We start from the raw sequence: 26736 nt of genomic DNA, 5'->3' as shown, positions 1-26736 counted from the left end.
GACAGCGGACCCGTGCGTCACGACTCGAACAACGACTGCCCGACATACCCGCCCGGCTCGGCGACCCCCGGCGGAATGACGAACACCGCCGAACCCACGGGCGTAGTCCACACATTGAGCGCGTCGAACTCAGCGAGCCGCTGCTGCACCGGCAGGAACTGCGCGTCCACGTCGCGCTGGTACGCGGCGAACAGCAGGCCCGAGTTCGAGATCTGGCCGGGTGCCGGGGCGTCGTCGTAGTTGTAGCCGCGGCGCAGGAACCGTTCCCCGTCATGCGTGTGATGCGCACGGGCGATATGCGAGGACGGCGGGATGACCGCAATGCCGTTCGCGTCGACCGCGGCGAAATCCGGCTCGTCGAACTCGTCGGTGCCGGTGAGCGGCGCGCCCGTCGCGACGGTCCGGCCGACGGTGAGTTCCCTTCCCTCCTGGTCGATTTCGTCCCAGGTGTCCAGCGTCATCGCGATCCGGCGCAGCACCAGCGAGGTGCCGCCGGCCAGCCAGGGTTGCGCGGCGCCGTCGTCCCACACCAGCCGATCGAAATCGGGCGTGCCCGGGGCGATGTTCACGGTCCCGTCCACCTGACCCATCAGGTTGCGCGGGGTGCGACCCGGCGCGGCATCGCGGAAACCGCGCTGCACCCAGCGCACCCGCACCAGCGACGCCACACTGCGGCACAGCACGCGCACCGCGTGCGACACGGTCGTCGCCTCGTCCGCGCACACCTGTAGCAGCAGATCGCCATCGGACCAGGCCGGTTCGAGGCGATCGATCGCGAACGGCGGCAACGGGCGCAACCAACCCGGACGACGCTGCGGCAGGCCCGCGAACACCGCGGGCCCCAGTCCGATGGTGACGGTGAGCCGGGACGGACGTTGCGCGAGTTCGGGTTCGGTGTCCGCCAAGGCCGGGCGGCCCTGAGTGAGGCGGGCCGCATCACCGGTCCAGATCTTCAAGATGCCGATGATGTCGTCGCGGGTGACGCCCGGCCGCATCTCGAACCCGACGAACGTCGCCTGCGCCTGCGGCGCGGTCGCGACACCGGCCTGGTGCGGTCCATAGAACGGTTCGATCGCGGCGGGTTCCGGCTCGTCACGACCGGTCGACGCGAGCGCGCCCCACCCGAGTCCCGCCGCGCCCGCCGCGGCGGCGCCGCCACCGAGCAGGCGGCGGCGGTTCAGGCCCGGCCGCGCGCCGGTCCGCTCAGCCACCGTGCGTCGGGGCCTGCGCGCCGTCCGCGTGGTCGGGCGCGTAGTTCTCCTGGTTGCCGGAGAAGTCGCGCACCTGCGCGGTGAACGTGGTGCTCGAGCCGTCATCGAAGGTGAGGGTGATCGGCGTCTCGGTGCCGGTGCGCAGCGGGCCGGTGAGCCCCATGAACATGAGATGGTCCCCGCCCGGGCGCAATTCGGCGCGACCGTGCGCCGGAATCACGAAACCGCCCTGCTTCGGCCGCATCGTCTTGGTCCCGCTCCCGTCCGCGACCACCTCGTGCAACTCCACCCTGCTCGACGCCGGACTCGACGCCGACACCACCGTGCGCGGCTGGTCACCAGCGTTGCTGAGCTGACCGAACGCCGCGGACATCCCGCCGTCCGCCGCCTTCACCCACTGATCGGTGATCGAAACCACCTCCGCCGCCTTACCTCCGGCCGCGTCCTTCGAGGAACATCCGGCCAGCAGCAGCGGAACAGCGGCAGCCACCGCCAGCCCCCGCAGTCCGTGCGCCACGGAAATCGTTGTGAGTGTACGCATAGAAATCTCCGATCAAGAAAAGAAATATGAGTCAGCCGTCCGCGCCCATCCGCCCGAGGTTGGTCCGCACGCCGCACGCCGCACGCCGCACGCCGCACGTGCGTCGCCGTGGGGTCCGTCCGCGTGCCGTGTGCGTGCTACGCGTCCGTCGCATGCCGCAGGTGCGTCGCAGCGGAGTCCGTCCGCGTGCCGTGAGCATGCTGCGCCTCCGCCGGATGCCGCACGCCGAGCCTTCGCCGGATGCCGCACATCGCGCATGCCGCACGCGACAGGTCGCCCGCGCATGCCGCACGCGACAGGTCGCCCGCGTATGCCGCTCTCTGTCCGCGTGCACGCCGCTCGTTCGCACGGTTGCCCGTTCGCGCCGTCCGCCGTCGCAGGCTGTGCGTGAACTCCGCCAGCCCGGTGAAGCGGTTGCGCCGTCCGATACCTGCCTTGCGCACGTCGCCGAGCCCCGCGCAGCGTGCCACAGACTGGCGGCCTTCGCCGAGCCCCGGCACGGTCGCCGGGCCGGTGGCCCGCCGAGGTTGGCTGCTGCGCTTCGGCCCGCCCGCTCTGCCGGGTTGGCAGGGCGTCTGATTCGGAGCTTCGCGGCTTCGCCAGGTCGGTGCTGTCGCTTGGCTCGCCTGTCGGGCCGGTTCACCTGCGGAGCTGGCTGCTTCGCTCGGGGCCGATAGCTGACCGGGTACCTCTCGTGGTGCCGCCGGAGTGGCTGCGCCGCCGAGTTGTCGGCCTGTCAGGCCGCGGCTCGCTGGGGTCGGCAGTTTCGCTTGGAACTGCCAACTGCCGTGTCCGGTGGGCGCCGCTGTTGGCTGCTCAGCCGGACCAGCCGCGCTTCCCTCGAGGATTCCGGCTCGTGGCGCTGCCTGGGTGGCAGGGCCGCCGGGCCGGGGTGGGGCGGAGGCAGTGCTGGCAGCGTGGGCCAGGCGAATCGTGTTGTGGGGAACACGGTTCGGTTGGTGCGCTGGCTGTTGTACTGCTTCGGGTCAGCGAAGTGGAGGTGGTCCGCGGCGGCCGAAGCCTGAGCTGCGCAGCAGACGTCGCGGGGCGGTCAGTGCACCGACCGGGACCGAGTAGGCGAGTTCGAAGGGGGCGGTGGGGGCGGCGCAGAGTGCGCGCACGGCCTGGTTCGCCGCGGAAATCGCCTGGCGGACAGCGCGTTCGGCGCCGTGGATGAGCAGGGCGCCCAGCGGGATCGCGGCGAGGTGGGCCGCGAGCATCACCGCGGACATGCCGCCGCTGTGCTGGTGTCCGGGCGCGGTGGTCAAGGCGAGGTGGCCGATCGTCTGCCCGATCGCCAGCAACACCATGATCTCGGCGACCCCGTAGCTGGACCGTCGCACACCGACGACCACACCGGTCATCGTGCACGCCGCGATCAGCACGGCGATGGGCGACTGCGCCGACGAGACGGTGCCCCCGCCGACCGCATGGGCCGCGATGCTCACCGCACCGGACGCGGAGCCGACGAACGCACCGCGCACTCGCGCCACGGTCACCGTCGGATTTCGCACCGGCCCATCTTACGGACCGCTCCCACTGCCCTCGCCCAGTGCCCGCGATGGCGCTCGAGGTGCGCGGAGCACGGGGGATTCAGCGGGGGCGGAAGCCGGACCCGGTGCCGCCGGTGCGGTCGAGGTCGGCCAGGATCATGCCGATCTGGGTGGCGACGGCGATGTCGTATAGGGGGCCTGCGACGGACTTGCACAGTAGGCCGACTGCGGGGAGGTCCACCGCGGGAATGCCGATGTGGCCGACGTTCATGCCGATGAGGCGGTCGCCGAGGGTGACGGGGCCGCCGGAGTCACCGGGTTGCGAGCAGGACTGGTTCTGGAACCACCACCGGTGCGTATCCCAGACCACGCCGCAGTTGTGGCCGCTGGTCCGCCCGTGTTTGCACACCACGTCCCCGGGGCGCGGCGGTGCGCCGACGCCGTCGATCACGGTCGCCGCCACCTGCCTGCTCGGCACTACCTTGGCGCGGTCGAATTCCACTACCGCGTAGTCGTTCTGGTGATCCACCACCGCGACGGCGCCGATCACGCCCGCGGCCGGTGTCTGCTCGGCCCGCACCGCCATGCCGAGTTCGGCGCAGTGCCCCGCGGTGAGCCCGACCAGCCGACCGGCGCGGTCGTAGCCGATGGTGGTCAGCGTGCACGCGCCGCGTCCGAGCAGAATCCCGGAACCGCCGCCGAGGCTGGTGGCCGGCTCGACCGCGGCCGCGAGGCCGTGCGCGCCGGCGGCGCAGACCAGGGTGAGCGCGCCGACCGCGAGCTGCCTGCCGAACCGTCCCAGCGCAACCATGTCGCACCCTTCGTCCGCGGACACGCGTCACGAGCCACTCGTAATTCTCCCAGACCAGCCGGTCTGTGGCGGGGGCGATGACCGTTCCGTGACCAGATCTCGGTGCAAGCGCGATCAGGCGGTGCGCAGGAACTCCGCCAGGTGTGCGAGCAACACCTCCGGCCTCTCCTCGGCGAGAAAATGGCCGCACTCGGGAATCGCGGCGCCGGTGACGGTTTCGGCGTACGCGCGCCAGATCTCCAGGGCCGGAATCTCTTCGAGGAAGCTGGCCGCGCCCCACAGCACGAGCACCGGCATGCGCAGGCGGTGGCCCGCGTCGGCATCGTCGTGCTCGGTGTCGAGCTCGGCGGCGCGATAGTCGTCGAAACCGGCGCGCAGCGCGCCCGGCGTGCTGAAGGCGCGGATGTACTCGTCGATGGCCTCGGCGGGCAGGCCGTGCCGGTTGACCGTCCAGGTCTCGAAGAAGTACCGCAGGTACCCGGGAATATCATGCCCGACAAGGCGTTCGGGCAGATCGGGTTGCAGATGGAAGAACCAGTGGAAGCAGCGGCGGCCCAGCGCGGCGTCCATCCGCCGCCAGGTCTCCCGGGTCGGAATGATGTCGAGCACAGCGAGTTTCGTGATCTGGTCGGGGCGGTCCAGCGCCCAGCGGTGGGCCACGCGCGCGCCCCGATCGTGGCCGACCACGGCGGCGGTGTCGAAGCCTAGGGACTCGAGCAGCGCCGCGACATCGGATGCCATCGTCCGCTTGTCGTAGCCGGTGGTCGGCTTGTCGGTGTGGCCGTAACCCCTTAGGTCGGGGGCGATTACGGTGTGCCGCTCGGCCAGTGCGGGCAGCACCCGCCGCCAGCAATAGCCGGTTTGCGGCCAGCCGTGCAGCAGCACCAGCGCCGAGCCGGACCCCGCGCGGCGATAGTGCATATGGATGCCGTTGACCGTGGCGACCCCGCGGGTGATCTCGACCATACGAGCATTCTCGGCCCGACCGGAGTGCGCCGGTGGGGGATTCGCGGCATCCGCCCGCCGGTTCAGAGCGTGATGGCCGCCCGGACCAGATTGTGGTCCGAGAGTCCCTCGACGTCTTCGACCGTCACCTCGTGCACCGTCGCGCCGCGCACCGCGATGTGATCGATGTACTGCGACTTCGCCCCCGAGGACCGGGGCCGGGTAGGTAGTGCGCCGGGGGAGGGGTCGGCCACGGTGAAGCCCACGCCGAGCTCGGCGGCGACCGTCGCGTGATCGACGTTGTAGTCGCCGAGCAGCACCGCAGGGTATTCCGGTGTGGCATAGGCCAATTCGGTCAGTCGGCGGAGCTGGTTCGCGCGCCGCCGGTCGCCGGTCACGTGGGTGGCGATGACGAGCACGCCCGCGGCGGTGATCGCCAGCGCACCCTTGCCGGGGTCGTCGGCGAAGGACTCGGCCGCGATCGCCCGGCTCGGCCCGGTGACGACGAGGACCAGGTGTTCGCTCGGATCGCGCAGGCTGCTGGCGTGCCTGCGCGCCGTGGGCAGCCGCTGATACTGCATGAAATGCACTGTGCGGTCGGGCAATCCGGCCCGCAGGCTGATCAGCTGATCGCCGCTGACCTCCTGCAACGCGATCACCTGTTCGGTGCGTGCCGCGATCCGCGCGGTGACCGCGTCGATCCGCGCCGCCTCGTCCGGCCATCTGCTGGAGACGTCCTCGTACCAGTTCTCGGCATGAATGCGGTGCAGGACATTCCAGGTGGCAACGGTGATCACATGTCGCGATGCTAGGCGACGCGCGCCCGAGCGCGCCCGGCGGAGCGACGTCCAGTGCCCCGGGGCATGTCATGCGGTCGGGAACGCGAGGAGATCAAGCTATGCAGATATAGCGATTTATGCATATGATGGCCATATGAGCAGCGACGGACGAGCGGCCACGCACAACCACAAAAACGCATGGATGGGGGAGCGATCGGAGTTGATCTTCGCCATCGCTTCCGGCATCGCCTACGCCGCGGGCATGACGGCCAAGTACCTGCTGTCCGCACCCGAGTGGCTGGCGATCGTGCTGTTCGCCGCCACCTACTTCTTCGGCGGCTTCTTCACGATCCGCACCGCCGTCGCGACGGTGCGCCGCGGCCGGTTCGAGGTCGACTTCCTGATGCTGGTCGCGGCGGTGGGCGCGGCCATGGTCGGCAAGTGGGCCGAGGGTTCGGTGCTGCTGTTCCTGTTCAGTCTCGGGCACGCGCTCGAGGAGTACGCGATGGGTCGCGCGCAGCGTTCGATCGAGGCACTGGCCGAGCTCGCGCCGGACACCGCGCTGGTCCGCGGGCCGGACGGCGCGGTACGCGAGGTGTCGGTCGACGAGCTGTCGATCGGTGATGTCGTGGTGGTGCTGCCGAATTCCCGGCTCGCCGCCGACGGTGTCGTGGTCGCGGGCGTGAGCAGCGTCGACGAATCCTCGGTGACCGGGGAGAGCATCCCGGTGGAGAAGTCGCCGGTCGCCGTCGCACCGAAGAGTGGTACTCCGGTACCGGAAGCGCATCGGGTGTTCGCGGGGACGATGAACGGTTCCGGTGCGATGGACGTCCGGGTGACCAGCCGTGCCGCCGACAGCATGCTGGCCAGGGTCATCACCATGGTGCGCGAGGCCGATACGCAGCAGTCGCCCACCCAGCGCTTCATCGACCGCTTCCAGCTCTTCTATGTGCCCGCGGTGCTGGCCGGTGTGCTCGGCGTGCTGGCCTACGGGGTGTTCGCGGCCGCCGAACCCTTCGCGGACAGCTTCTACCGTGCGATGGTGGTGCTGGTCGCGGCGAGCCCGTGTGCGCTGGCGATCGCCACCCCGAGCGCGGTGCTGGCCGGGATCGCGCGGGCCGCGCAGGCCGGAGCGCTCGCCAAGGGCGGAGGTCCGCTGGAGACGCTGGGCCGGGTGCGGTCGATGGCGTTCGACAAGACCGGCACGCTCACCTGGGGCCTGCCCCGGGTCACCGATATCGTCCCGGCCCGCGCCGACCGGCGCGACGAGTTGATCGCCACCCTGTTCGCCGTGGAGTCCTACAGCGACCATCCGCTGGCCGGCGCGATCACCCGCGACCTCGCGCTACTGGTCCCCGCCGGTGCCGAACGCACTGCGCGCGAGGTGAATTCGGTGACCGGCCGCGGCGTGACCGCGCTGGTCGACGGTCGCGCCACCGAGGTCGGCAACCGCACGATGTTCACCGAGCTCGACCCCGAGGGCCTGCCCGCCGACATCGTCCGGATCGTGGACGATCTGCACGACCGGGGCCGCACCACCATGATCGTGCGGCACGCGGGTGACTACCTGGGTGTGGTCGGCGTGATGGACCAACCGCGGGCCGAGGCGGCGCCCGTCGTCGCCCGGCTCCGGGAACTCGGCATCGACGACATCGTCCTGATCTCCGGCGACAACCAGCGCGTCGCCGACGCGGTCGCCGCGGACATGGGGCTCGACGCCGCGCACGGCGGGCTGCTGCCCGAGGACAAGGTCACCATGGTCAAACGCCTTGGCGGACGCAACGGCACGGCGATGGTCGGCGACGGCGTGAACGACGCACCCGCGATGGTGAACTCCTCGGTCGGCATCGCGATGGGGGCGAGCGGTTCGGCCGTCGCGCTCGAGACCGCCGACGTCGCGCTGATGGTTGACGACATCGGCAGGCTGCCGTTCGCGGTGGCGCTGAGTCGCCGGACCGCGAGCATCATCCGGCAGAACCTGACCTTCTCGCTGCTCATCGTGGCCGCGCTGGTGCCTGCGACGCTCATCGGGCTGCCGATCGGCCCCGCGGTCTTCATCCACGAGGGCTCGACCCTGCTGGTCGTCGCGAACGCGCTGCGCCTGCTGCGCTTCGGCCGCGGCGCCGAACACGCGGGCATCGAGCACGAGCCGCGGCCGGTGGTACGGCCGTAGCCCGTGGGAGTCAGTGCGGGTCGGCTGCTCCCTCGACGGGATCGCACCGGTGCACGAACGCGGCGAACGCGGTGCCGGTGCGGTCCCGCACGGCCGCGGTGATCGCGTCCCACGGCGAGACCACCGCGAAGTCGAACGCCGCGGTGAGCATCAGCGCCGGTGGATCCTCCGCGGTTGGGCGGGCGGGCCAGCTCCACCGGGCGCCGGTGCGCCGGATGAGCAGCTCGCCGAGATAGGTCGCCACGCCTGCGACGAACGGCGCGGCCTCCGCGGTGTCCAGCGCCGCGACCTCATCGAATCGGTGCAGTACCTGGGCCTCCAGTTCGTCCAGCGCGGCCCCGTCGCTGAAATCCAGCCGGACCTCGTCGCAAAGGTCGGCCCGCAACCACTCCAGCCGCCCCTCGGCCTCACCAGGCCAATCCCTGTATCGCAGGCGAGGATTCATCTCCGCAGCCTAGAACACCGTCCGGCTTCGCGCGCCGTACCGAAGCCGAGCACGCCGCGCACCCACTCGACCGCACACCAAATCTCCACATTTGATGCCGCTGCTCTCCACAGGCGGTGGCTAGGGTTTGCCAGCATGGAGCAGAACGGAGCGGGTGGGGGACAGGTGCTGCGGCGGATTCTGGTGGTCGATGACGAGGTGACCATCGCGGAGTCGGTCGCCGCCCGGTTGCGCGCCGAGGGTTTCACCGTTGATCTGGCGCACGACGGACCTGGCGCGGTCGCCGCGGCCGCCGCGCTGACGCCCGACCTGGTCGTACTGGACGTGATGCTGCCCGGGTTCGATGGGCTGGAGGTGTGCCGCCGGATCCAGGCGGAGCGCCCGGTACCGGTGCTGATGCTCACCGCGCGAACGGACGAGACCGACCAGCTGATCGGCCTCGGTGTCGGCGCCGACGACTATCTGACCAAGCCCTTCTCGCTGCGGGTGCTGACCGCGCGGGTGCACGCGCTGCTGCGCCGGGTGGAGCGGGCCGCCGAGCGCGAAGGCACCGTGATCGCAGTCGGCGACCTGCGCATCGACATAGACCAGCGCCGCGTGTGGCGGGCGGAGGTCGAAGCCCAGCTCACGCCGCTCGAGTTCGATCTGCTGGCCCGGCTGGCGCGCCGCCCGCGGGTGGTGCTTGCCCGCGAACGGCTGCTAGAGGAGGTGTGGGACTGGGCCGACGCCGCGGGCACCCGCGCGGTGGACAGCCACATCAAGGCGTTGCGCCGCAAGCTCGGTGCCGACCTCATCCGGACCGTGCACGGCGTCGGCTACGCCCTGGAGGCGCGATGAGCGCGGACTCGACCGGCGTCGATCCGCTGCCCGGAGGCGCGCTCAGGCGGCGGCTGCGGCTGACCTCGGACTGGGTGGCCGAGGTGCTGCCGCGGCCGTTGGATCCGGTGCGGTCGATCAAGCTGAAGCTGGCCATCCTCATGCTGTGCGCAGGCGGTATCGCGTTCGGATTCTTCCGATTCAAGATCGGCTGGTTGCCGCCGAGGACGACCGTCGCCGCGATGGTGATCGCGTTGGTCACCTCGCAATTTCTCGCGCACGGCATCACAAGGCCGCTGCGGGAGATGACCGCGGCGGCCAAGCGGATGGCGCACGGCGACTACACCCGGCGGGTGCGCGCGAGTTCTCGCGACGAGGTGGGCCAGCTTGCCGAAGCGTTCAACCAGATGGCCGCCGACCTCGCGGCCGCCGACCAACAGCGGCGTGACCTGATCGCGAACGTCTCCCACGAGCTGCGCACGCCGATCACCGCGTTGAGCGCCGTGCTGGAGAATCTGGTCGACGGTGTCTCCGAACCGGATCCGAAGACCTTGCGCACCGCGCTCGCGCAGACCGAGCGGCTGAGCAGGTTGGTGTGCGAACTGCTCGACCTGTCCAGCATCGAGGCGGGCGCCATTCCGATGGACCGGGAAAAGCTCGACGTCGCACCGCTGTTCGCCGAGGTGGTGGCGGAGGCGGAGGTGGCGGCGGCCGCGCTCGGTCGCGGCGTGCGTTTTGCCAGCCGGGTGCAGCCAAGTGCCGCAACGGTATTCGCCGATCGTGCCAGGCTGCACCAGGTGCTGCTCAATCTGCTCGACAACGCCGCCAGGCACGGTCCCGCTGGCGGCGAGGTGCGCCTGACCGCGCGCCGGCAGCCCGGGGAACTCGTGATCGAGGTCGCCGACGACGGGCCTGGCATACCGCGCGCCGACCGCGCGCGCGTCTTCGACCGTTTCACCCGCGGCGGTCGCGCCGACGGCGGCGGCACCGGCCTCGGCCTGGCCATCTCCCGCTGGGTGGTCGACCTGCACGGCGGCACCATCGCCGTCACCGATCCGGGCTCCCGCATCCGCGTGGTTCTGCCCGACTGAATCCCCCTTCCCCCGCACCCCGGACCTTCCTACCGGTCCCGGGGCGGTCCCGCACACCCTCAGGAGGGTAACCATGTCCGAAAGACCCGACGCCCCAACACCTTCGAACACCCCAACGCCCGACCCCCGACGAAGCGAATCCGACCCGCCGCCGGGCGACAACGTCCCGCAACCGAATGGTGGAGTGCCGCAACAGATCGAGCCCGAGCGGCGGCAGGCGGGGAGTGCGCTGGAGCAGGTCGGGAGCGTGCCGCAGGCGAGCGGGAGCCAGCCGCAGCCGGTGGGGAGTGAACCGGAACAGGTCGGGAGCGTGGCGCAGCAGGGCATCGTCGATGGGCGGCAAAGTCCCTCGGGCGTCCACGGTCTGACGCGCGCGGGTGTTGCGTATGTGCCGCGCTGGCAGCGGGTGACCTGTCCACCCGGGGCACTGGCCGCGACGCTGCTCATCGGCATTGCCGGTGCGGTACTGATTCCGCTGGACGGTCCCGGGATCGGGTGGTTCCTGACGGCCGCCGTGGCGGTCGGTCTCGTGCACGCGGTCGACCGCAACGCACGCAAAACCGTGCCGCCGTCGCCCGCGCCGACCGGTGAAACGCAGGCCCCCGCAGCCGCGGCGATGAAGCTCGGATCAGCCGGTGAAGCGCAACCCTCGGCGGCGGCCGGAGCAGGGGCGAGGTCGGGACCGGCTGGCGACGATGTGGTTCCGGCCGTTGCCGGGGCGGTGGCGTTGAGCCCGGAACCGGTTGACATAGAGCAGGTTCCGGCAGTGGTTCCGGTGGCGTCGCAGCCCGGGTCGGCCGGTGAGGCGCAGGCCTCGGCGACGGTCGGGATGAGGACAGGGCCCGGATCGACTGGCGGGGAACAGGAGTCGTCGGTAGTCGTGGCGGCGGATGAGCCCGCGCCGACCGGTGAAGCGCGGGTTTCGGCGGTTGTCCAGGGGACGGTGTCGAACCCTGGAGGGGTGGGTTCGACACCGCAGCCCCCTGCGACGCTCTCTGTCGCGTCGGCAGCTGATGGTCAGGCGCGGGCGTCCGCACCTGTGTCACCCGAGGGCGCCCGCGTTCCGCACAAGGTGGCGCGGATCTATTGGGTGGTAATGGTTTTGGCGCTTACCGCGGTGGGTGCCTTCCGGGCGTCCGAGTGGCTGTTCGTGTGCTGCCTGGCGGGGGCGGCTGCCGCGGCGTCGTTGGCCGTGGTCGGTCGGCGGTCGGTGAACGGGACCTGGGCCGACGTGTTCGCGGTGCCGCTGGCGGCGCTGCCGGGTGCGCGGTGGCTCTATGCCGGGGTCGAGCGGCGGCGGTCGGACTCGATGCGGCGGCAGGCGTGGGGGATCACGCTGTCGGTGGTGGCCACCGTCGCGCTGCTCGCGGTGTTCGTTCCGTTGCTCGGTGGCGCCGACGCGACCTTCGCCGCGCTGTTCGACGCCGCGCTGCCGCGCTTCGACGGCGCGCTCGGATTCCAGTGGCTCGCACTGTTCGTCGTGGCCGGACTGGTCGCGGCCGGTGCGCTGTTCGTATTGGCCGCGCCGCCCATGCCCGCTTCGGAAGGCGCAGGGGGACTGCGGGTTCGGCAGTTGCGCCGGATCGAATGGGTGCTGCCGGTCGGCACGCTCACGGCCCTGTTCACGGTGTTCGTCGGCGCGCAGTTCATGGCGCTGTTCGGCGGTGACGACTATGTCCAGCGCACGGCGGGGTTGACCTACGCCGAGTACGCGCGCACCGGCTTCTGGCAGTTGTCGACGGTGAGCGTCCTGACCTTGGCCGTGCTCCTGCTGGTGCTGCGGTGGGCCCGCCAGGACACCGCGGGCGACCGGATGTGGTTGCGCGCCTTGTTCAGTGCCGTGGTCGTGCTCTCGCTGATCATCGTTGCCTCGGCGCTCGGCCGGATGTGGACCTATCAGCAGGCCTACGGGTTCACCGTGCTCCGCGTGCTGGTCGAGGTCTGCGAGCTCTGGCTCGGGCTGGTGTATCTGCTGGTGCTCGTGTCGGTGCTCAGTCTGCGGCGATTGTGGTGGGGCCGTGCGGTGTTCGGCACCGCGCTGGCGGCGCTGCTGGCGCTGGCGGTGGTGAATCCGGAGCGGCTCGTCGCCGACCGGAACATCGATCGATGGGAGCGCGGTAAGACGTTCGACTTCGACTACCTCACGGAGTTGTCCGCGGATAGCCTGCCCGCGATCGATCGGCTACCGGAGCCGATGCGTACCAAGGCGCGCGAGATCATCCTCGCGCGAATGAATTCCGATTCGTGGAACAGCTGGAACCGGTCGCGTTCGAACGCCGCCCGGTGAGCGTGGCGTGCTCAGTCGTCGTCGGGCAGCATCAGTCCCGACACGTGTTCCTGTGCCAGCCTGCGCAGGGCGGAGAGCATGGTGTCGCCGAGAATCGTTCCGACAATGGCGGTTTCGGTCATCCGCTCGACGCTGGGGACGGCGCGGACCAGATCGATGTCGACGGCGGCCACGGCTTCGGCGGCCGCCGCGTAGTCGTCGATCTTCGCGAGCACGTCGGTGTGCCCGAGCTGACGTAGCGCGGCGCACACGTCGGTGAGGGTGTGCCGTGCGGGGTTCTGCTCGTCGACCGACCAGGCGCGCCGGGCCAGCAACCCCGCCACGTCGGCCTCGGCGGCGGCCTGCTGATCGGCGCCGACCGGTGAGCGGCGGGCGCCCAGCGCGAACATGGCCTCGCCGAGTGCTTTGCGCGCGGGCAGGTCGCCGGTGTCGAGCACGGTGATCAGCTCGCTCGCCGCGCTGATCGAGATGCCGCCGATGTCGACAAGCGCGCGCACCAGCCGCAGCCGGTTGACGTGCTCGTCGCCGTATTCCACCTGGTTGCGGTGGGTGCGCAGGCCGGGCTGGAGCAGGCCTTCGCGCAGGTAGTACTTGATCGTCGCGGGTGGCACGCCACTGGTGCGACTGAGTTCGGCGATCCGCATGCGCGACTCCCTGCTCTCGTCGGGCTATTGACAGTGCGAAGTACAGCTATCCATAATCACTACTGATAGTACAACTATCGATAGTGACACTTAATGCTGTCCGCCTCGCTCGTCGAAAGTCGAAAGCTGCCTCTCATGACAACCGCACACCGGCCCGCGGCCGGACGACTCGCCTTCCTGTACCGGCATCGCCCGTTGCTCCTGCTCGCCGCCGCGATGGCCCTGCTCACCGTCTTCGGCATCGGCGCGCTGATCGTCGACGACCGGGTCCTCACCGGCCTGCCGATCTGGGCCAAGGCGGTGAAGTTCGCGCTGTCCACGCTGATCTACGCCGTCACCTGGGCCTGGCTGATCGACCAGCTCACCGCCTGGCGGCGGGTCGCGTGGTGGGCGGGCGCGGTCGTCGCGGTCGGCCTCGGAATCGAGTTGATCATCATCGTGATCCAGATCGTGCGGGGCACCACCAGCCACTTCAACTACACCACCCCGCTCAACGGCGCGCTGTGGAACGCGATGGGCTCGACCATCGTCGCGGTCTGGCTGGCCACCGTGCTTGCCGCCGCCGCGCTGTTCCGCAGCCCCGCCCGCGATCGGGCCCGTGACTTCGCGATCCGTTCCGGCGCAGTGCTGTCCGTGCTCGGCGCGGCGCTCGGCATGCTCATGACCATGCCGAGCAAGGCCCAGCTCGACAGCGGCGGCACCATTCGCGGCGCGCACACCGTCGGCCTCGCCGACGGCGGACCCGGGCTGCCACTGCTGGGCTGGAGCACCGTCGGCGGGGACCTGCGCATCCCGCACTTTCTCGGTATGCATGCGCTGCAAGTGATTCCGCTCGTGCTGCTCGCGGTGGAACGGGCGGCGCGGCGGTTCCCCGCGCTGCGCGCGACGTCGGCGCGCCGTGGCGTCATGGTGGTGATGAGCGTGGCCTACGCGGCGGTGCTCGCGGTCCTGACCTGGCAGGCGCTGCGCGGCCAATCGGTGGTGCACCCCGACGCGTTGACCCTGCTCGCCTTCGGCGTAATCGCCCTGGCCGCAACCACTTCGATCGTCTCTGTCCTGCGCGGTGCCGCACCGCGGAAACCGGCCGCACCGGCCGTTGCCACGACGGGCGGTGTGCGATGACCAGCTTCCTGTTCGACGCGACGTTCTACACCGCGGCGCCGTTCTGGGCGTTGCTGATCCTGGCCCCGTGGTGGCGGCGGACCGCAGCCATCGTCGCCTCGCCGCTGATCTGCGTGCCGCCGATGCTGATCTACGCGATCGTGGTGCTGCCGGATTTCGCGACGGTGTGGTCGGCGGTGTCCGGTGCCGATCTGGCCAGCATGCAGGCGCTGCTCGGTAGCGGCACGGGCGCGGCGGCCGCCTGGGCGCATTTCATCGCGTTCGACCTGTTCCTCGGGCGATGGATCTTCCTGGACAGCCGCGAGCGCGGCATTCCCGCGCTGGTGGTCAGCCCGCTGCTGGTCTTCACGATCATGCTCGCCCCGCTCGGTGTGCTGGTCTACCTGGCCGTGCGCGCGTTGCGGGCGCCGCGACCGCAGGCTGTCGCGGCCGGGTGAATCCGGTCGCGGTCCGCGCTCAGGGCCGCGCCGGATCGGTGGGGGACAGCACGGCGAGGCGGTCGAGCACGAGCTCGGCCGCCGCCGCCATGCCCGCCGCGGTCGGGTGGCACGGGGCGCCGTCGTAAGTCCTTCCCGGCCAAGGGAAATAGAAGTCGACGGTCCACGGGTCGGGCGAGCCGGCGGCGTGGTCCAGGCTCGGCGTCCGTACGTCGATCAGCTCGGCGCCGCCGCGTTCGGCCGCCGCGGCGGTATGCGCGGCAAGGGATTCGGCGAACGCGCGATAGTGCCGATCGACCGTCGAGTCGGTGTCCGCGGGTGGCCCGAGCACCGAAAGATAGTTGACCACCAGGATCCCGGCGCCGGGTGCGCGCTCCCGAATCGCCCGCAGCACCGCGGCGATTCGGTCCTCGACCAAGGGCAACCGCTGCCGGACGGCGCTCGGGTCGCCCATGCGGGCCAGCGGCGGGAGCACCAGTAGCGGGCGCGGCAGGCGGCCGGCGATCAGGTACGGCGTGAGCCCGATGTCGTTGCCGCCGATCGTCACGGTGACCAGGTCCGTCTCCGGTGTGACCGCGGTGAGTTGCGGCGGTTGCCCGAATTGCCGGGCGTGTAGGAGATGGTCACAGGTCGCCCCGCTGCTGGTGACATCGGTCAGCGCCAGGCCCGCGGCCGCGGCGACGAGGTGCGGGTAGTCGCGCCGGGATCGCCCGGCCAGTCGCGGCGTGCCCGGCACCCGAGGGGTGATCCCCGGTCCGGACGCATACGAACTGCCCAGCGCCACATAGCGCTTGCCGCGCCAGGCCGTGACACCTGTCCCGCTATCGTCGTGCGTCGCGCTCATTTCGCTCCTGCCGCCGGCACCGTCGGACCTCGCCTCGCGTCTCGCGCCCCACCATAGAGCGCCACCGCCCGGCCGCGCGCGCCCGACCACGCGAAAGCGGTTGCTCCCCGTGCGCCCGGCCGCCCGCACGCGGACCGTACGGTCTCTTGACGATTCGCCGGTCACGACCCGGTCGAGTGTGCAATGTTGTTACTGCGCAACGGCATTGAGGGGTGCCCGGCTGCGCTCGGAAAGGCACCGGTAAGGGGGTGCGGCGGAGCATGTCGTCGTCGAACATATCCGGGGGGCATATCGCCGCACGTCGCGGCAGAGGTCGCGTCGGCGTGCCGTTGTGGCCGGGGATGATTCCCCCGCCGCGGCCCCAGCGCTGGCACGCGGACCGGGCGCGCAGGCCCTGGCTGGTGGCCACGGTGGCGCTGGCCGGATCGATGGCCACGGTCGCGGTGGTGCTGGCGTACTCCGCGCAGGCGGGCGCGCCGCGCCAATCGGCCACCTACGCCGATCCGGTGCTCGGCGGTGGCCCCGGTTGCCAGCCGACGCGCAACGACCAACTGGTGCGCGGCAACGGCAGCGGGTCGACCGCGTCCGGCCCGGACGTGATCCTGGCCTTCCAGTACGCCTACTACGTGGCTCGCTCCGGCGCCGACGCGCGGGCGGTGACCGCGCCGGACGCCGCGGTGCCGCCGGTGGAGGTGATCAGCGCGGGCATCAGATCTGTACCGGCGGGTACACAGCACTGCGTGATGATCACGCCGATGGCCGACGGCCGCTTCGACGTGGTGATCACCGAGGTCCGCCCCGACGCCGCGGTGCGCACGTATCGCCAGTTCGTCACCGTGACGACCGGGGCGGGCGCCGTCTCGATCGCGAAGATCGCGCCACCCACCTGATCCTGTAACGCGCGCGTACCAGCGGGTAATAAGAATCAAGGGGGGTTTGGTGGTGTCTTCGCATGTTATGGTCCGAAACCTTTGCACCCCTGCGTTTCTTGCATCGACCGATCGCGCATGTGAACAGACACGGCAAGCCGTGCGTACGCGGCGCAGAATAAGCTGCACAGCACGGGGATCCGAGCCGCGAAGACCGTTGGCCGACCGTGCCGGCGCTACGAAGAGGAAGGGACTGACGAGTGTTCAGGCGTATCGCAATCGTCAACCGAGGTGAGGCTGCGATGCGGCTGATCCACGCCGTGCGGGAGCTGGCCGCGGAGACCGCGACATCGATCGAAACCATCGCCCTACACACCGACGTGGATCGCAACGCCACCTTTGTGCGGGAGGCCGACACGGCTTACGATCTCGGCCCCGCCGCCGCACGGCCGTACCTGGACCTGAAGGTGCTCGAGCGCGCACTGGTCGAGACCAAGGCCGACGCCGCCTGGGTCGGCTGGGGCTTCGTCGCCGAGGATCCCGCCTTCGCCGAGCTGTGCGACAAGATCGGCGTCACCTTCATCGGCCCCAGCGCCGAGGCGATGCGCAAACTCGGCGACAAGATCGGCGCCAAGCTGATCGCCGAGGAGGTCGGCGTGCCGGTCGCGCCGTGGAGCCGCGGCGCGGTCGAGAGCCTGGACGCCGCGCTGGCCGCGGCCGCCGAGATCGGCTACCCGCTGATGCTCAAGGCCACCGCGGGCGGCGGCGGTCGCGGTATCCGCATGGTCAACAGCGCCGACGAGCTCACCGAGGCCTACGAGCGCACCAGCCAGGAGGCCGCGCGCTCGTTCGGCAGCGGCATCGTGTTCCTGGAACGGCTGATCACCGGTGCCAGGCACGTCGAGGTGCAGGTGATCGCCGACGGTCAGGGCACCGCGTGGGCGCTGGGCGTGCGCGACTGCTCGGTGCAGCGGCGCAACCAGAAGGTCATCGAGGAGTCGGCCTCGCCGCTGCTGGACGCCGAGCAGGTCGGCGAGCTGAAGGCCGCCGCCGAGCGCCTCGCGGTCAAGGTCGGCTACCGCGGCGCGGCGACCGTCGAATTCCTCTACCACGCGGGCGAGCGGATCTTCGCCTTCCTCGAGGTGAACACCCGCCTGCAGGTCGAGCACCCGATCACCGAGTCCACCACCGGCTTCGACCTGGTCAAGGCGCAGCTGCACGTGGCATCCGGCGGCAAGCTCGAAGGGCAGGCCCCGATCGAGCGCGGCCACGCCGTCGAGGCCAGGCTCAACGCCGAAGACCCCGACCGCGATTTCGCCCCGTCGCCGGGCCGCATCGCCCGCCTCGACCTGCCCGCGGGCCCCGGCATCCGGGTCGACACCGGCGTCAGCGAGGGCGACTCCATCCCGGCCGACTTCGACTCGATGATCGCGAAGATCATCGCCTACGGCCGCGACCGCGACGAGGCGCTGGGCCGGTTGCGCCGGGCGATGGCCGACACCACCGTGATCATCGAGGGTGGTGCGACCAACAAGAGCTTCGTCATCGACCTGCTCGACCAGCCCGAGGTGATCGACGCCAGCGCCGACACCGGCTGGATCGACCGGGTCCGCGCCGAGGGCCGGCTCGTTTCGCACCGCCACTCCGCGGTCGCGCTCGCCGCCGCGGCCATCGGCGCGTACGAGGAGGAGGAGCACGCCGAACAGGAACGGCTGCTGTCCACCGCGGCCGGTGGCCGTCCGCAGGTGCAGCACGAGAGCGGGCGCGCGCTGGATCTCGCGCTGCGCGGCGTGAGCTACCGCGCGCGCGTCGCGCGGGTCGGCGCGAACCGGTTCCGCGTCGGCATCGAGGCGGGCGACGACATCCGCACCGCCGATGTCGAGCTGGACCGCTTCGACGAGCACACCGGGCAGATCGTCGTCAACGGCACCCGCTACCGCCTGCTCACCGGCTCGCACGGCACCGTGCACCTGGTCGAGGTGGACGGCGTGACGCACCGGGTCAGCCGCGACGAGGGCGGCGTGGTCCGCTCGCCCGCGCCCGCGCTGGTCGTCGCCCTGCCACTGGAGATCGGCGCCGAGGTCGAGGCGGGCGCTCCGGTGCTGGTGCTGGAGAGCATGAAGATGGAGACGGTGCTGCGCGCGCCGTTCAACGCCCGGCTCAAGCAGTGCGTGGTCTCGGTCGGCACTCAGGTGGAGACCGGCGCGCCGATGCTGTGGCTGGAGCCGCTCAGCGACGAGGCCGACGCCGAGGACGAGGGCCCCGCGGCGACGGTGGAGCTGGATCTGCCCGCCGCGCCCGCTGCGCTGCCCGCCCGCGAGCGCACCCGCCGCGGCCTCGAGGACCTGCGCAGCCTGCTGCTCGGCTTCGACGTCGATCCGCACGACGAAGGCCGGGTGCTCGACGACTACCTGGCCGCGCGGCGCTCCTCGGTCGAGGACGGCCAGCGTCCGCTCACCGAGGAACTCGATCTGATCGAGGTCTTCGCCGATCTCGCCGAGCTGAGCCGCAACCGGCAGGCCGGTGACGAGATCGGCGGTCACGTGCACAGCGCCCGCGAACGCTTCCACACCTACCTGCAGAGCCTCGACGTCGAACGTGCCGGGCTGCCGGAAGCGTTCCAGGCCAAGCTTTCTCGCGCGCTCTCGCACTACGACGTGACCGAGCTGGACCGCACCCCGGAACTCGAGTCCGCGGTGTTCCGCATCTTCCTCGCCCAGCAGCGCGCTTCGATCGCCGCCTCGATCGTCACCGCGCTGGTGCGCACCTGGCTCGGCGAGGCGCCGCCGGACGAGGCGCAGCACGAGCCGGCGGCGCGCACCCTGGAACGGCTGATCGCCGCGACACAGGTCCGCTTCCCGGTGGTCGCCGACCTCGCACGCGGGCTGGTCTTCTCCTGGTTCGGTCAGCCGCTGCTGCGCCGCAACCGCGCGCGCGTCTACGCCGACATCCGCAACCACCTGCGCTACCTGGACACCCACGCGGACGCTCCGGATCGCGCCGAGCGGATCGCCGAGATGGTGCGCAGCACCGAGCCGCTGGTCCGCATCCTCGGTCAGCGGCTCAACCGCGACGACCTCGACAACGCGATCATGCTCGAGGTGCTGACCCGCCGCTACTACGGCAACAAGGAACTGCTCGGTGTCCGCACCACCGTGGCCGCGGGCTGCACGTTCGTGGTCGCCGAGCGGGCGGACTCGTCGGTGGCCTCGGCCGCGGTGAGCTTCGACGCGCTGGGCGACGCGCTGCGCGGACTCGCCGAGCTGGCCGGTGAGGAAGACGCCGTCGACGCCGACATCTACCTCGCGTGGCCGCAGCAGCCGGAGGACTTCGCCGTGATGGCGCAGCTGCTGCACGAGGTGGTGCGGCAGTACCCGCTGCCGCAGCAGGTGCGCAGGCTCACCGCTACGGTCGCGGGCAGCGGCGCCAACATCATGCACCACCACTTCACCTTCCAGCCCTCGCCGAGCGGCATGGTCGAGCAGCGCCTGATCCGCGGTCTGCACCCCTACATCGCGCAGCGGATGCAGATGGAGCGGCTCAGCAAGTTCGACCTGACCCGCCTGCCGTCCTCGGACGAGGAGGTCTACCTCTTCCGCTGTGTCGCGCAGGAGAATCCGTCCGACGATCGCCTGGTCGCGTTCGCCCAGGTGCGCGACCTGACCGAGCTGCGTGAGCACGAGGGCCGGTTGATCGCGCTGCCGACAGCGGAGAACACCATCGCCACCTGCCTGGACTCGATCCGGCGGGCCCAGTCGCTGCGGCCGTCGAAGAACCGCTTCAACACCAACCGGATCGTGATCTACGTGTGGCCGCCGAGCAGCCTCAGCCGCACCGAATTGCTGGTGATCGCCGACCGGGTGCTGCCGACCGCGGCGGGCGCCGGCCTGGAGGAGATGCTGTTCATCGCGCGTCAGCGCGACCCGCAGACCGGTGAACTCAACAAGACCTCGATGCGCATCTCTTTCGATGCCACCGGCGGTCACGAGCTGATCGTGGAGGAACCCTCCACCGCCCCGGTCGAGCCGCTCGACGACTACCGGCTCAAGGTGCTGCGCGCCAGCAGTCGCAACACCGTCTACCCGTACGAATTGACCGGTCTGCTCGGCTCGTTCCGCGAGTACGACCTCGACGACACGCACCGGCTGGTTCCGGTCGACCGGCCGAAGGGGCTCAACTCCGCGGCGATGGTCGCGGGTGTGGTCAGCACCCCGACCACCCGTCATCCCGAGGGCGTCACCCGGGTCGTGCTGCTCGGCGATCCGACCAAGTCGCTCGGCGCGCTGTCGGAGCCGGAATGCCGGCGCGTGATCGCCGCGCTGGATCTGGCCGAGCAGCTGCGGGTGCCGCTGGAGTGGTACGCGCTGTCCTCGGGCGCGCGCATCTCGATGACCTCCGGCACCGAGAACATGGACTGGGTCGCGGCCGCGCTCAAGCGGATCGTCGAGTTCACCCAGGACGGCGGCGAGATCAACATCGTGGTCTCCGGCATCAACGTCGGCGCCCAGCCGTACTGGAACGCCGAGGCGACCATGCTCATGCACACCAAGGGCATCCTGGTGATGACGCCGGACTCGGCGATGGTGCTCACCGGTAAGCAGGCGCTGGACTTCTCCGGCGGTGTCTCGGCCGAGGACAACTTCGGTATCGGCGGCTACGACCGCGTGATGGGCCCGAACGGGCAGGCGCAGTACTGGGCGCCGAACCTGATCGCGGCGCGCGAGGTGCTGATGTCGCACTACGACCACACCTACATCGCACCGGGCGAGCTGCACCCGCGGCGCGCGGAGACCTCCGACCCGATCGACCGCGACGTCTCGGACTTCCCGCACCTGCTCGCGGGCAGCGATTTCAGCACGGTCGGCGAGATCTTCTCGGCCAAGGCGAACCCGGATCGCAAGAAGCCCTTCGATATTCGCACCGTCATGCGTGCCGTGTCCGACCAGGACCACCCGGTGCTGGAACGGTGGGCCGGCATGGCCGACGCGGAGACCGCGGTCGTGCAGGACGCGCACCTCGGCGGCATCCCGGTGTGCCTGCTCGGCATCGAGTCGCAGTCGGTGCCGCGCCGCGGCTTCCCGCCCACCGACGGCCCCGACACCTACACCGCGGGCACCCTGTTCCCGCGGTCGTCGAAGAAGGCGGCGCGCGCGATCAACGCGGCAAGCGGCAACCGGCCGCTGGTGGTGCTGGCGAACCTGTCCGGCTTCGACGGCTCGCCGGAGTCGATGCGCAAGCTGCAGCTCGAGTACGGCGCCGAGATCGGTCGCGCGATCGTCAATTTCCGTGGGCCCATTGTGTTCTGCGTGATCTCGCGGTATCACGGCGGCGCGTTCGTCGTCTTCTCCAAGACGCTGAACCCGAACATGACCGCGCTCGCCATCGACGGCTCGTTCGCCTCGGTGCTCGGCGGCGCGCCCGCCGCGGCGGTGGTGTTCGCCGGTGACGTGAACGCCCGCACCGCCGCCGACGAGCGGGTCCGCGAGCTCGAGGCACGGGTCGTGGCCGCCCCGGTCGCCGAGCGCGGTCCGCTCAAAGCCGAACTCGACGAGCTGCGCTCCTCGGTGCGTACCGAGAAGCTCGGCCAGGTCGCCGCGGAATTCGACCGGGTGCACAACATTCGGCGTGCCGTGGAGGTCGGCTCGGTGGACGCGGTGATCAGCGCCGCGGAACTGCGCCCGCGCATCTTCGAGGCGATCGAGGCGCACCTGAGCGCCAAGGTGGTCGAGGCGCAGCCGAGCTGAATCGGGTTCCAGCACAACGATCGCGTCCGGCCCGGCGGAGTCCACTCCGCCGGGCCGGACGCGTTTCCGCGGTGTGCCGCGCGGGTCGATCTGTGGCCGCAGCGAACTCGCCATACCCTCGCTGTGCCCGCGCTCGATCCGGCGTGCCCGTCACCCCGGGACGGCGGCCGCGCGCTGTTCGGTGGAATCGACGACGACAACGGTGTTGCCGCCCAGGTGTTTCGCCTCGTACATCGCGGTGTCGGAGGCGCGCAGGATCTCTTGGCGCAGGGTCGGATCGGCGGTGTGCCGCCCGCTGAACAGCGCGACGCCCACGCTGACGGTGACCGTCAGCGGCAGGTCGGGCGTCGTCTCGATGGCATGGCGCAGGCGTTCGGCGACCGCCCGCGCGGTGGCGTCGTGCTCGCGGCCGACGAGGACGAACTCCTCGCCGCCGGTGCGGGCGATGAGGGTGTCGGTGTCGGCGGCGGTGCGCAGGCGATCGGCCGCCCGCTTCAGCACCTCGTCGCCGAACGCGTGACCGAAGGTGTCGTTCACGGCCTTGAATCGGTCCAGGTCCAGGGTGATGGCGTAGCCGTGGCCCGCCGAGAGCCAGCCGACGCAGCGTGACCAGTGCGCGTCCAGCCCGCGCCGGTTCAGCAGCCTGGTCAGCGGGTCGGACATGGCGTCCATGCGCAGCAGCCAGTGCGAGAACTGCACCGTGGGCAGCACCACGCCGATGAGCGCGATGTTGGCCACGACCAGCGCGATGCCGAGTGCGACGTCCCCGTGCCAGCGGCCATCGCCGAGCACCGCGAGCCCGGCCAGCACCAGGATCGACAACACCGACCAACTGACGCTCAGCACCAGCGCGCGCCGACTGTGGAAAACCGCCACGTACGTGCCGGTGGCCACGAGCATCAGCACGCCCATGGCGCCGAGCACCCGGTCGCGCACCAGCATGCTGTCGAGGGTGACCACCACGTCGATCGTCGCGACCCAGGTGAGCGCCTCGACCCTGCGCGGCCACGGCAGCAACCACCAGCGCAGGGCCCACGCGCCGCCCAGCACGGCCGCGATCGTATTCACCGTGGTCGCGAAGGGCCCGTCGACCCCCGCCGGGGACACCGCCATCAGGACCGCGTTGACCAGCATCAGCAGTCCGCCCGCGCCCAGCACGAGCTTCACCCGCTCGAGTACCGAATGCGACTCGAGAAACTCGACGACCCAGTTGTAATCGATCCGGTGCTGCCAGCTCAGTTTCGACACCGCCTCACATCGGCAGTGGAACGACGCCCGCACCTGATCCCGAACGAAGTCCCGGTTTGCACAAGCATGCCCAACCAGCCTAACCGCATTCCGCGACGCATCAGCTAACCCGTAGCCCACCTCACAGGCCGGGCGCGTCGCCGGTTCGCACGCCCACTGCGGCGGGATCGCGGTCCGCGGGACCGCTCTGAGCATTACCCCGGAGGTAATCGTGCGGGGGCGGGAATGTTCGTAGGATCGAGGGGTGAGTGTGCGGACGGCGGGCGACCTGCTACGGCATTGGCGGCTCGAGCGGAGGCTGAGTCAGTTGGAGTTGGCGGGGCGGGCGCAGACCTCGGCCCGGCATCTCAGTTTCATCGAGACGGGGCGGTCCACGCCGAGCCGGACCATGCTGGTGCATCTGAGCGAGCACCTGGAGATCCCGCTGCGCGAACGCAATCGGTTGCTGCTGGCGGCCGGGTACGCGCCCGCCTACGCGGAGCCCGCGCTGAACACGCCCGCGATGGACGCGATTCGCGGTGCGATGGAACAGATCCTGATCGGTCACGAGCCGTATCCCGCGCTCGCGATCGACCAGAACTGGACCATGATCAGCGCGAATTCCGGTGTGGCCCTGCTGCTCACCGATATCGATCCGGCCTTGCTCGAGCCGCCGGTGAACGCGCTGCGACTGAGCCTGCACCCGGACGGGTTGGCCGGCCGTATCGTCAACCTGGCGCAGTGGCGCGGTCATCTGTTCGCGCGGCTGGCCAGGCAGGTCGAGGTGACCGGTTCGTCCCAGCTCGCCGACCTGTTCGCGGAACTGCGCGCCTATCCAGGGGGTGAGCTGGACCCGATGCTGCCCGAGCCCGATCAATCCGTCGTGCCGCTGCGGCTGCGACACGAGGGCGAGGAACTGTCGTTCCTGAGCGTCACCACCGTGTTCGGCACGCCGATGAACGTCACCGTCGCCGAACTCGCCATCGAATCCTTCTTTCCCGCCGACGAACAGACGCGCAAGCGGCTCACCGGATGACGGTGGCAGCGCACGTCGGCGGGCTGCTGGGCGTCCCGGTGCGCGCCGTGACCGATCTCGGCGCGCGGCACGCGTGGACGTTGCACCGTGCCGAACTGGCCGACGGGCGCGGCGTTTTCGTGAAGGCGGGGGCGGCGCCGAGCACGGTCTTCACCGCCGAGGCGGCCGGACTGCGCTGGCTCGGCGGCCCGGTGCCCGACGTGCTCGCCGTCGACGAGCGGCTGATCGTGCTGCCCTGGTTGGACGATGCGGGCCCGACCAGGGCCACCGCGGCGCGCTTCGGGCGCGAACTCGCTGCCCTGCACGCGAATTCACCGCGGTGCTTCGGCGCCCCGTGGCCGGGGTGGATCGCCGAGCTGCCCTTGGACAACACGGCCTCGTCCGGGCCGTGGGGGAGCTGGTACGCCGAATACCGGCTCGCGCCGTACCTGCCGCGAGCGGCCGCGCACCTCGGGCCGGACGGAATCCGCCTGCTGGAGCGGGTGATCGAGCGCATCGACACACTGGCGGGCCCGGCGGAGCCACCGGCGCGCATCCACGGCGATCTCTGGTCGGGCAACCTGATCTGGACCGCCGAGCGCGCCGTGCTCATCGATCCCGCCGCGCACGGCGGGCACCGCGAAACCGACCTGGCCGTGCTGGCGCTGTTCGGCGCCCCGTACCTGGATCGAATCCGTGCCGCCTACCACGAGGTCCACCCGCTGGCCGACGGCTGGCGCGCGCGGATCCCGCTGCATCAGTTGCACCACTTGCTGATTCACGTGGTGCTGTTCGGCGACGGTTACCGCGCGCAGACCCTCGCCGCGGCGACCGCCGCGCTGGCGGCCTGATTCGACCGGCCGCTCAGCTGGTGACGATCGGCTGCTGTACCCGCGCGATCAGATGCTCCACCAGCGTGGTCAGCACCATCTTGCACGAGCTCCGGTCCCTGGCATCGCACAGCTGCACGGGGGTGTGCGGATCGAGGTCGAGCGCGTCGCGCACCTCGTCGACGGTGTACACCGGCGCGCCGTCGAAGCAGTTCACGCCGACCATGAACGGCAGCCGCCGCCGTTCGAAGAAGTCAACGGCGGCAAAGGAATTGCCGAGCCTTCGGGTATCGGCGAGCACCACGGCGCCGAGCGCGCCGCGCGCCAGCTCGTCCCACAGGAACCAGAAGCGGTCCTGTCCCGGCGTGCCGAACAGATACAGCACCAGGTCCCGGTCGATGGTGAGTCTGCCGAAGTCGAGCGCGACCGTGGTCGTGGTCTTCGACTCCACCCCCGACAGATCGTCGACACCGGTGCTGACCTCGGTGATGAGTTCCTCGGTGCGCAGCGGGGCTACCTCGCTGATGGCCGAGACCATGGTCGTCTTGCCGACGCCGAACCCGCCGGCGACGAGGATCTTGACCGAGGCGGCCAGGTGCGGCGTGCCGCTCGGGTCAAATTTTTCGGATTCCATCCAGTACCGCTCGCAATATGTTGAGGTCTTCGGGCCCGGCTTCCGTCGGGACGGGAGCACGGAATATGAGTTGTCCGTCGCCGATCAGATCGCCGACGAGGATCTTCGTCACCGCGAGCGGTAAACGCAACTGTGCCGAGACCTCCGCCACCGATTGCGAAACTCGGCACAGCCGAAGGATATCGGCGTATTCGGGTTCGGTCCGGCGCAGTGGGCCCGCCGCGTCGTCGGCGACGACCGACGTGAGCATGTCCAGCTCGGGACCGGCTCCGGTGGTGCGCCCGCGCGTGAGCGCGTAGGGGCGGACCAGCGGGCCTGCCGCCTCGTCGAACCAGGGCTCACGCGGTTGGGTCATGGCAGATTCGGTTCTCCCTGCCCGACGAGATCGTGTCTCGGCGTGGTGGACAGATAGGTGCCGACCCGTTGCACGGTCAGATTCATCTCGTAGGCGACCATGCCGAGGTTCGCGGACTCGATCGCTTGCAGTGCGAGACAGGCGTTGTCGCCCGCCGAGGTGACGAACAGCACCGCCCGGTCCAGCTCGATGACGGCCTGCCGGACGCCGCCGCCGTCGAATCGGTTACCCGCGCTGCGGGCCAGACCGTACAGCGCCGAGGACATCGCGCCGAAATGTTCGGCGTCCTCCCTGCTCATCGCGCTGGATCGGCCGAGCAGCAGTCCATCGGTGGACAGCACCACCGCGTGCCGTACCCCGGCCAGCCGATCGACGAGATCGTCGAGTAGCCAATTGAGATCACCTGTGGGAGTAGCGGACACT

At 70.5% G+C, this 26736-nt stretch carries 23 protein-coding genes; 10 read left to right on the top strand and 13 right to left on the bottom strand.

Going from position 1 to position 26736, the window contains the following annotated elements; genetic code table 11:
- Positions 1–17: 17 nt before the first annotated feature.
- The 6 genes from F5X71_RS21295 to F5X71_RS21270 form a co-directional block, all read right to left on the bottom strand.
- Entirely contained in the window at positions 18–1211 is a 1194-nt protein-coding gene (locus tag F5X71_RS21295) for a Dyp-type peroxidase (protein WP_167463638.1), read from the bottom strand.
- Positions 1204–1752: a copper chaperone PCu(A)C gene (locus tag F5X71_RS21290; RefSeq protein ID WP_167463637.1), complete on the bottom strand. Its 549-nt coding sequence runs from the start codon at positions 1750–1752 to the stop codon at positions 1204–1206. Before F5X71_RS21290 ends, F5X71_RS21295 begins: the two co-directional genes overlap by 8 nt.
- Before the next feature lie 986 nt (positions 1753–2738).
- Positions 2739–3266, bottom strand: coding sequence for a hypothetical protein (locus tag F5X71_RS21285; protein WP_167463636.1), 528 nt, complete (start codon positions 3264–3266; stop codon positions 2739–2741).
- A 79-nt stretch (positions 3267–3345) separates the two neighbouring features.
- Positions 3346–4056 carry a S1 family peptidase gene (locus F5X71_RS21280; RefSeq protein WP_238815378.1) on the bottom strand — a complete coding sequence of 237 codons (711 nt, stop codon included), beginning with the start codon at positions 4054–4056 and terminating at the stop codon, positions 3346–3348.
- A 114-nt stretch (positions 4057–4170) separates the two neighbouring features.
- Complete coding sequence (locus F5X71_RS21275) at positions 4171–5022, bottom strand: alpha/beta fold hydrolase (RefSeq protein ID WP_167463635.1); 852 nt, start codon at positions 5020–5022, stop codon at positions 4171–4173.
- A gap of 62 nt (positions 5023–5084) precedes the next feature.
- Positions 5085–5798: an endonuclease/exonuclease/phosphatase family protein gene (locus F5X71_RS21270; RefSeq protein ID WP_167463634.1), complete on the bottom strand. Its 714-nt coding sequence runs from the start codon at positions 5796–5798 to the stop codon at positions 5085–5087.
- A 184-nt stretch (positions 5799–5982) separates the two neighbouring features.
- Here F5X71_RS21270 and F5X71_RS21265 point away from each other — a divergent pair, with 184 nt between their 5' ends.
- The gene (locus F5X71_RS21265) at positions 5983–7953 is read left to right on the top strand and encodes a heavy metal translocating P-type ATPase (RefSeq protein WP_167463633.1); all 1971 of its coding nucleotides are present in this window, start codon (positions 5983–5985) and stop codon (positions 7951–7953) included.
- A gap of 10 nt (positions 7954–7963) precedes the next feature.
- Here the strand turns inward: F5X71_RS21265 and F5X71_RS21260 are convergent, their stop codons facing one another.
- Complete coding sequence (locus F5X71_RS21260) at positions 7964–8398, bottom strand: hypothetical protein (RefSeq protein WP_167463632.1); 435 nt, start codon at positions 8396–8398, stop codon at positions 7964–7966.
- A gap of 135 nt (positions 8399–8533) precedes the next feature.
- Between F5X71_RS21260 and F5X71_RS21255 the strand changes: the two genes are divergently transcribed.
- From F5X71_RS21255 to F5X71_RS21245, 3 genes are all read left to right on the top strand, one after another.
- Positions 8534–9235, top strand: a complete 702-nt coding sequence (locus F5X71_RS21255; RefSeq protein WP_174817110.1) for a response regulator transcription factor — start codon at positions 8534–8536, stop codon at positions 9233–9235.
- Between the two features lie 140 nt (positions 9236–9375).
- Complete coding sequence (locus F5X71_RS21250; protein WP_428981497.1) at positions 9376–10305, top strand: HAMP domain-containing sensor histidine kinase; 930 nt, start codon at positions 9376–9378, stop codon at positions 10303–10305.
- A gap of 1096 nt (positions 10306–11401) precedes the next feature.
- Positions 11402–12592, top strand: a complete 1191-nt coding sequence (locus tag F5X71_RS21245) for a DUF4153 domain-containing protein (protein WP_167463631.1) — start codon at positions 11402–11404, stop codon at positions 12590–12592.
- 11 nt (positions 12593–12603) lie between these two features.
- Here the strand turns inward: F5X71_RS21245 and F5X71_RS21240 are convergent, their stop codons facing one another.
- A complete protein-coding gene (locus tag F5X71_RS21240) occupies positions 12604–13236 on the bottom strand; it encodes a MerR family transcriptional regulator (protein WP_167463630.1) in 633 nt (210 codons plus the stop codon).
- 135 nt (positions 13237–13371) lie between these two features.
- Between F5X71_RS21240 and F5X71_RS21235 the strand changes: the two genes are divergently transcribed.
- Positions 13372–14358 (top strand): hypothetical protein, encoded by a 987-nt coding sequence (locus tag F5X71_RS21235; RefSeq protein ID WP_167463629.1) that lies wholly within the window; start codon positions 13372–13374, stop codon positions 14356–14358.
- A complete protein-coding gene (locus F5X71_RS21230) occupies positions 14355–14795 on the top strand; it encodes an ABA4-like family protein (protein WP_167463628.1) in 441 nt (146 codons plus the stop codon). The genes F5X71_RS21235 and F5X71_RS21230 overlap by 4 nt, the downstream gene beginning before the upstream one ends.
- Before the next feature lie 19 nt (positions 14796–14814).
- Here the strand turns inward: F5X71_RS21230 and F5X71_RS21225 are convergent, their stop codons facing one another.
- Positions 14815–15639: an SGNH/GDSL hydrolase family protein gene (locus F5X71_RS21225; protein ID WP_174817109.1), complete on the bottom strand. Its 825-nt coding sequence runs from the start codon at positions 15637–15639 to the stop codon at positions 14815–14817.
- Between the two features lie 323 nt (positions 15640–15962).
- On the opposite strand from F5X71_RS21225, the gene F5X71_RS21220 reads away from it, so the two are divergent.
- Together F5X71_RS21220 and F5X71_RS21215 are read left to right on the top strand one after the other, a co-directional pair.
- A complete protein-coding gene (locus F5X71_RS21220) occupies positions 15963–16529 on the top strand; it encodes a hypothetical protein (protein WP_167463627.1) in 567 nt (188 codons plus the stop codon).
- A gap of 281 nt (positions 16530–16810) precedes the next feature.
- Positions 16811–22252 carry a carboxyl transferase domain-containing protein gene (locus tag F5X71_RS21215; protein ID WP_238815376.1) on the top strand — a complete coding sequence of 1814 codons (5442 nt, stop codon included), beginning with the start codon at positions 16811–16813 and terminating at the stop codon, positions 22250–22252.
- Between the two features lie 150 nt (positions 22253–22402).
- Here the strand turns inward: F5X71_RS21215 and F5X71_RS21210 are convergent, their stop codons facing one another.
- The gene (locus F5X71_RS21210; RefSeq protein WP_238815375.1) at positions 22403–23500 is read right to left on the bottom strand and encodes a GGDEF domain-containing protein; all 1098 of its coding nucleotides are present in this window, start codon (positions 23498–23500) and stop codon (positions 22403–22405) included.
- 244 nt (positions 23501–23744) lie between these two features.
- Between F5X71_RS21210 and F5X71_RS21205 the strand changes: the two genes are divergently transcribed.
- Complete coding sequence (locus F5X71_RS21205) at positions 23745–24515, top strand: helix-turn-helix domain-containing protein (protein ID WP_167463624.1); 771 nt, start codon at positions 23745–23747, stop codon at positions 24513–24515.
- A complete protein-coding gene (locus tag F5X71_RS21200; protein WP_167463623.1) occupies positions 24512–25345 on the top strand; it encodes a fructosamine kinase family protein in 834 nt (277 codons plus the stop codon). Before F5X71_RS21205 ends, F5X71_RS21200 begins: the two co-directional genes overlap by 4 nt.
- A 13-nt stretch (positions 25346–25358) precedes the next feature.
- On the opposite strand, the gene F5X71_RS21195 is transcribed toward F5X71_RS21200, so the two are convergent.
- The 3 genes from F5X71_RS21195 to F5X71_RS21185 are packed head-to-tail and all read right to left on the bottom strand — an operon-like array spanning position 25359 to position 26735.
- Positions 25359–25958, bottom strand: a complete 600-nt coding sequence (locus tag F5X71_RS21195; RefSeq protein ID WP_167463622.1) for a GTP-binding protein — start codon at positions 25956–25958, stop codon at positions 25359–25361.
- Positions 25939–26313, bottom strand: a complete 375-nt coding sequence (locus F5X71_RS21190) for a DUF742 domain-containing protein (protein WP_167463621.1) — start codon at positions 26311–26313, stop codon at positions 25939–25941. The genes F5X71_RS21195 and F5X71_RS21190 overlap by 20 nt, the downstream gene beginning before the upstream one ends.
- Complete coding sequence (locus F5X71_RS21185; protein ID WP_167463620.1) at positions 26310–26735, bottom strand: roadblock/LC7 domain-containing protein; 426 nt, start codon at positions 26733–26735, stop codon at positions 26310–26312. Before F5X71_RS21185 ends, F5X71_RS21190 begins: the two co-directional genes overlap by 4 nt.
- Between the last annotated feature and the right edge of the window lies 1 nt (position 26736).

The sequence above is a fragment of the Nocardia brasiliensis genome (assembly GCF_011801125.1).
GTDB lineage: Bacteria > Actinomycetota > Actinomycetes > Mycobacteriales > Mycobacteriaceae > Nocardia > Nocardia brasiliensis_C.
The sequence above is the reverse complement of the archived record's forward strand: the minus strand, read 5'-3'. Positions and strand labels throughout refer to the sequence as shown.

Coding starts and splice junctions, on each gene's coding strand:
- F5X71_RS21215 (WP_238815376.1), top strand. CDS start 16,811: ATGCGGCTGATCCACGCCGTGCGGGAGCTGGCCGCGGAGACCGCGACA.
- F5X71_RS21255 (WP_174817110.1), top strand. CDS start 8,534: ATGGAGCAGAACGGAGCGGGTGGGGGACAGGTGCTGCGGCGGATTCTG.
- F5X71_RS21195 (WP_167463622.1), bottom strand. CDS start 25,958: ATGGAATCCGAAAAATTTGACCCGAGCGGCACGCCGCACCTGGCCGCC.
- F5X71_RS21260 (WP_167463632.1), bottom strand. CDS start 8,398: ATGAATCCTCGCCTGCGATACAGGGATTGGCCTGGTGAGGCCGAGGGG.
- F5X71_RS21200 (WP_167463623.1), top strand. CDS start 24,512: ATGACGGTGGCAGCGCACGTCGGCGGGCTGCTGGGCGTCCCGGTGCGC.
- F5X71_RS21265 (WP_167463633.1), top strand. CDS start 5,983: ATGGGGGAGCGATCGGAGTTGATCTTCGCCATCGCTTCCGGCATCGCC.
- F5X71_RS21280 (WP_238815378.1), bottom strand. CDS start 4,056: ATGGTTGCGCTGGGACGGTTCGGCAGGCAGCTCGCGGTCGGCGCGCTC.
- F5X71_RS21275 (WP_167463635.1), bottom strand. CDS start 5,022: ATGGTCGAGATCACCCGCGGGGTCGCCACGGTCAACGGCATCCATATG.
- F5X71_RS21230 (WP_167463628.1), top strand. CDS start 14,355: ATGACCAGCTTCCTGTTCGACGCGACGTTCTACACCGCGGCGCCGTTC.
- F5X71_RS21235 (WP_167463629.1), top strand. CDS start 13,372: ATGACAACCGCACACCGGCCCGCGGCCGGACGACTCGCCTTCCTGTAC.
- F5X71_RS21190 (WP_167463621.1), bottom strand. CDS start 26,313: ATGACCCAACCGCGTGAGCCCTGGTTCGACGAGGCGGCAGGCCCGCTG.
- F5X71_RS21290 (WP_167463637.1), bottom strand. CDS start 1,752: ATGCGTACACTCACAACGATTTCCGTGGCGCACGGACTGCGGGGGCTG.
- F5X71_RS21245 (WP_167463631.1), top strand. CDS start 11,402: ATGGTTTTGGCGCTTACCGCGGTGGGTGCCTTCCGGGCGTCCGAGTGG.
- F5X71_RS21225 (WP_174817109.1), bottom strand. CDS start 15,639: ATGAGCGCGACGCACGACGATAGCGGGACAGGTGTCACGGCCTGGCGC.
- F5X71_RS21250 (WP_428981497.1), top strand. CDS start 9,376: ATGCTGTGCGCAGGCGGTATCGCGTTCGGATTCTTCCGATTCAAGATC.
- F5X71_RS21240 (WP_167463630.1), bottom strand. CDS start 13,236: ATGCGGATCGCCGAACTCAGTCGCACCAGTGGCGTGCCACCCGCGACG.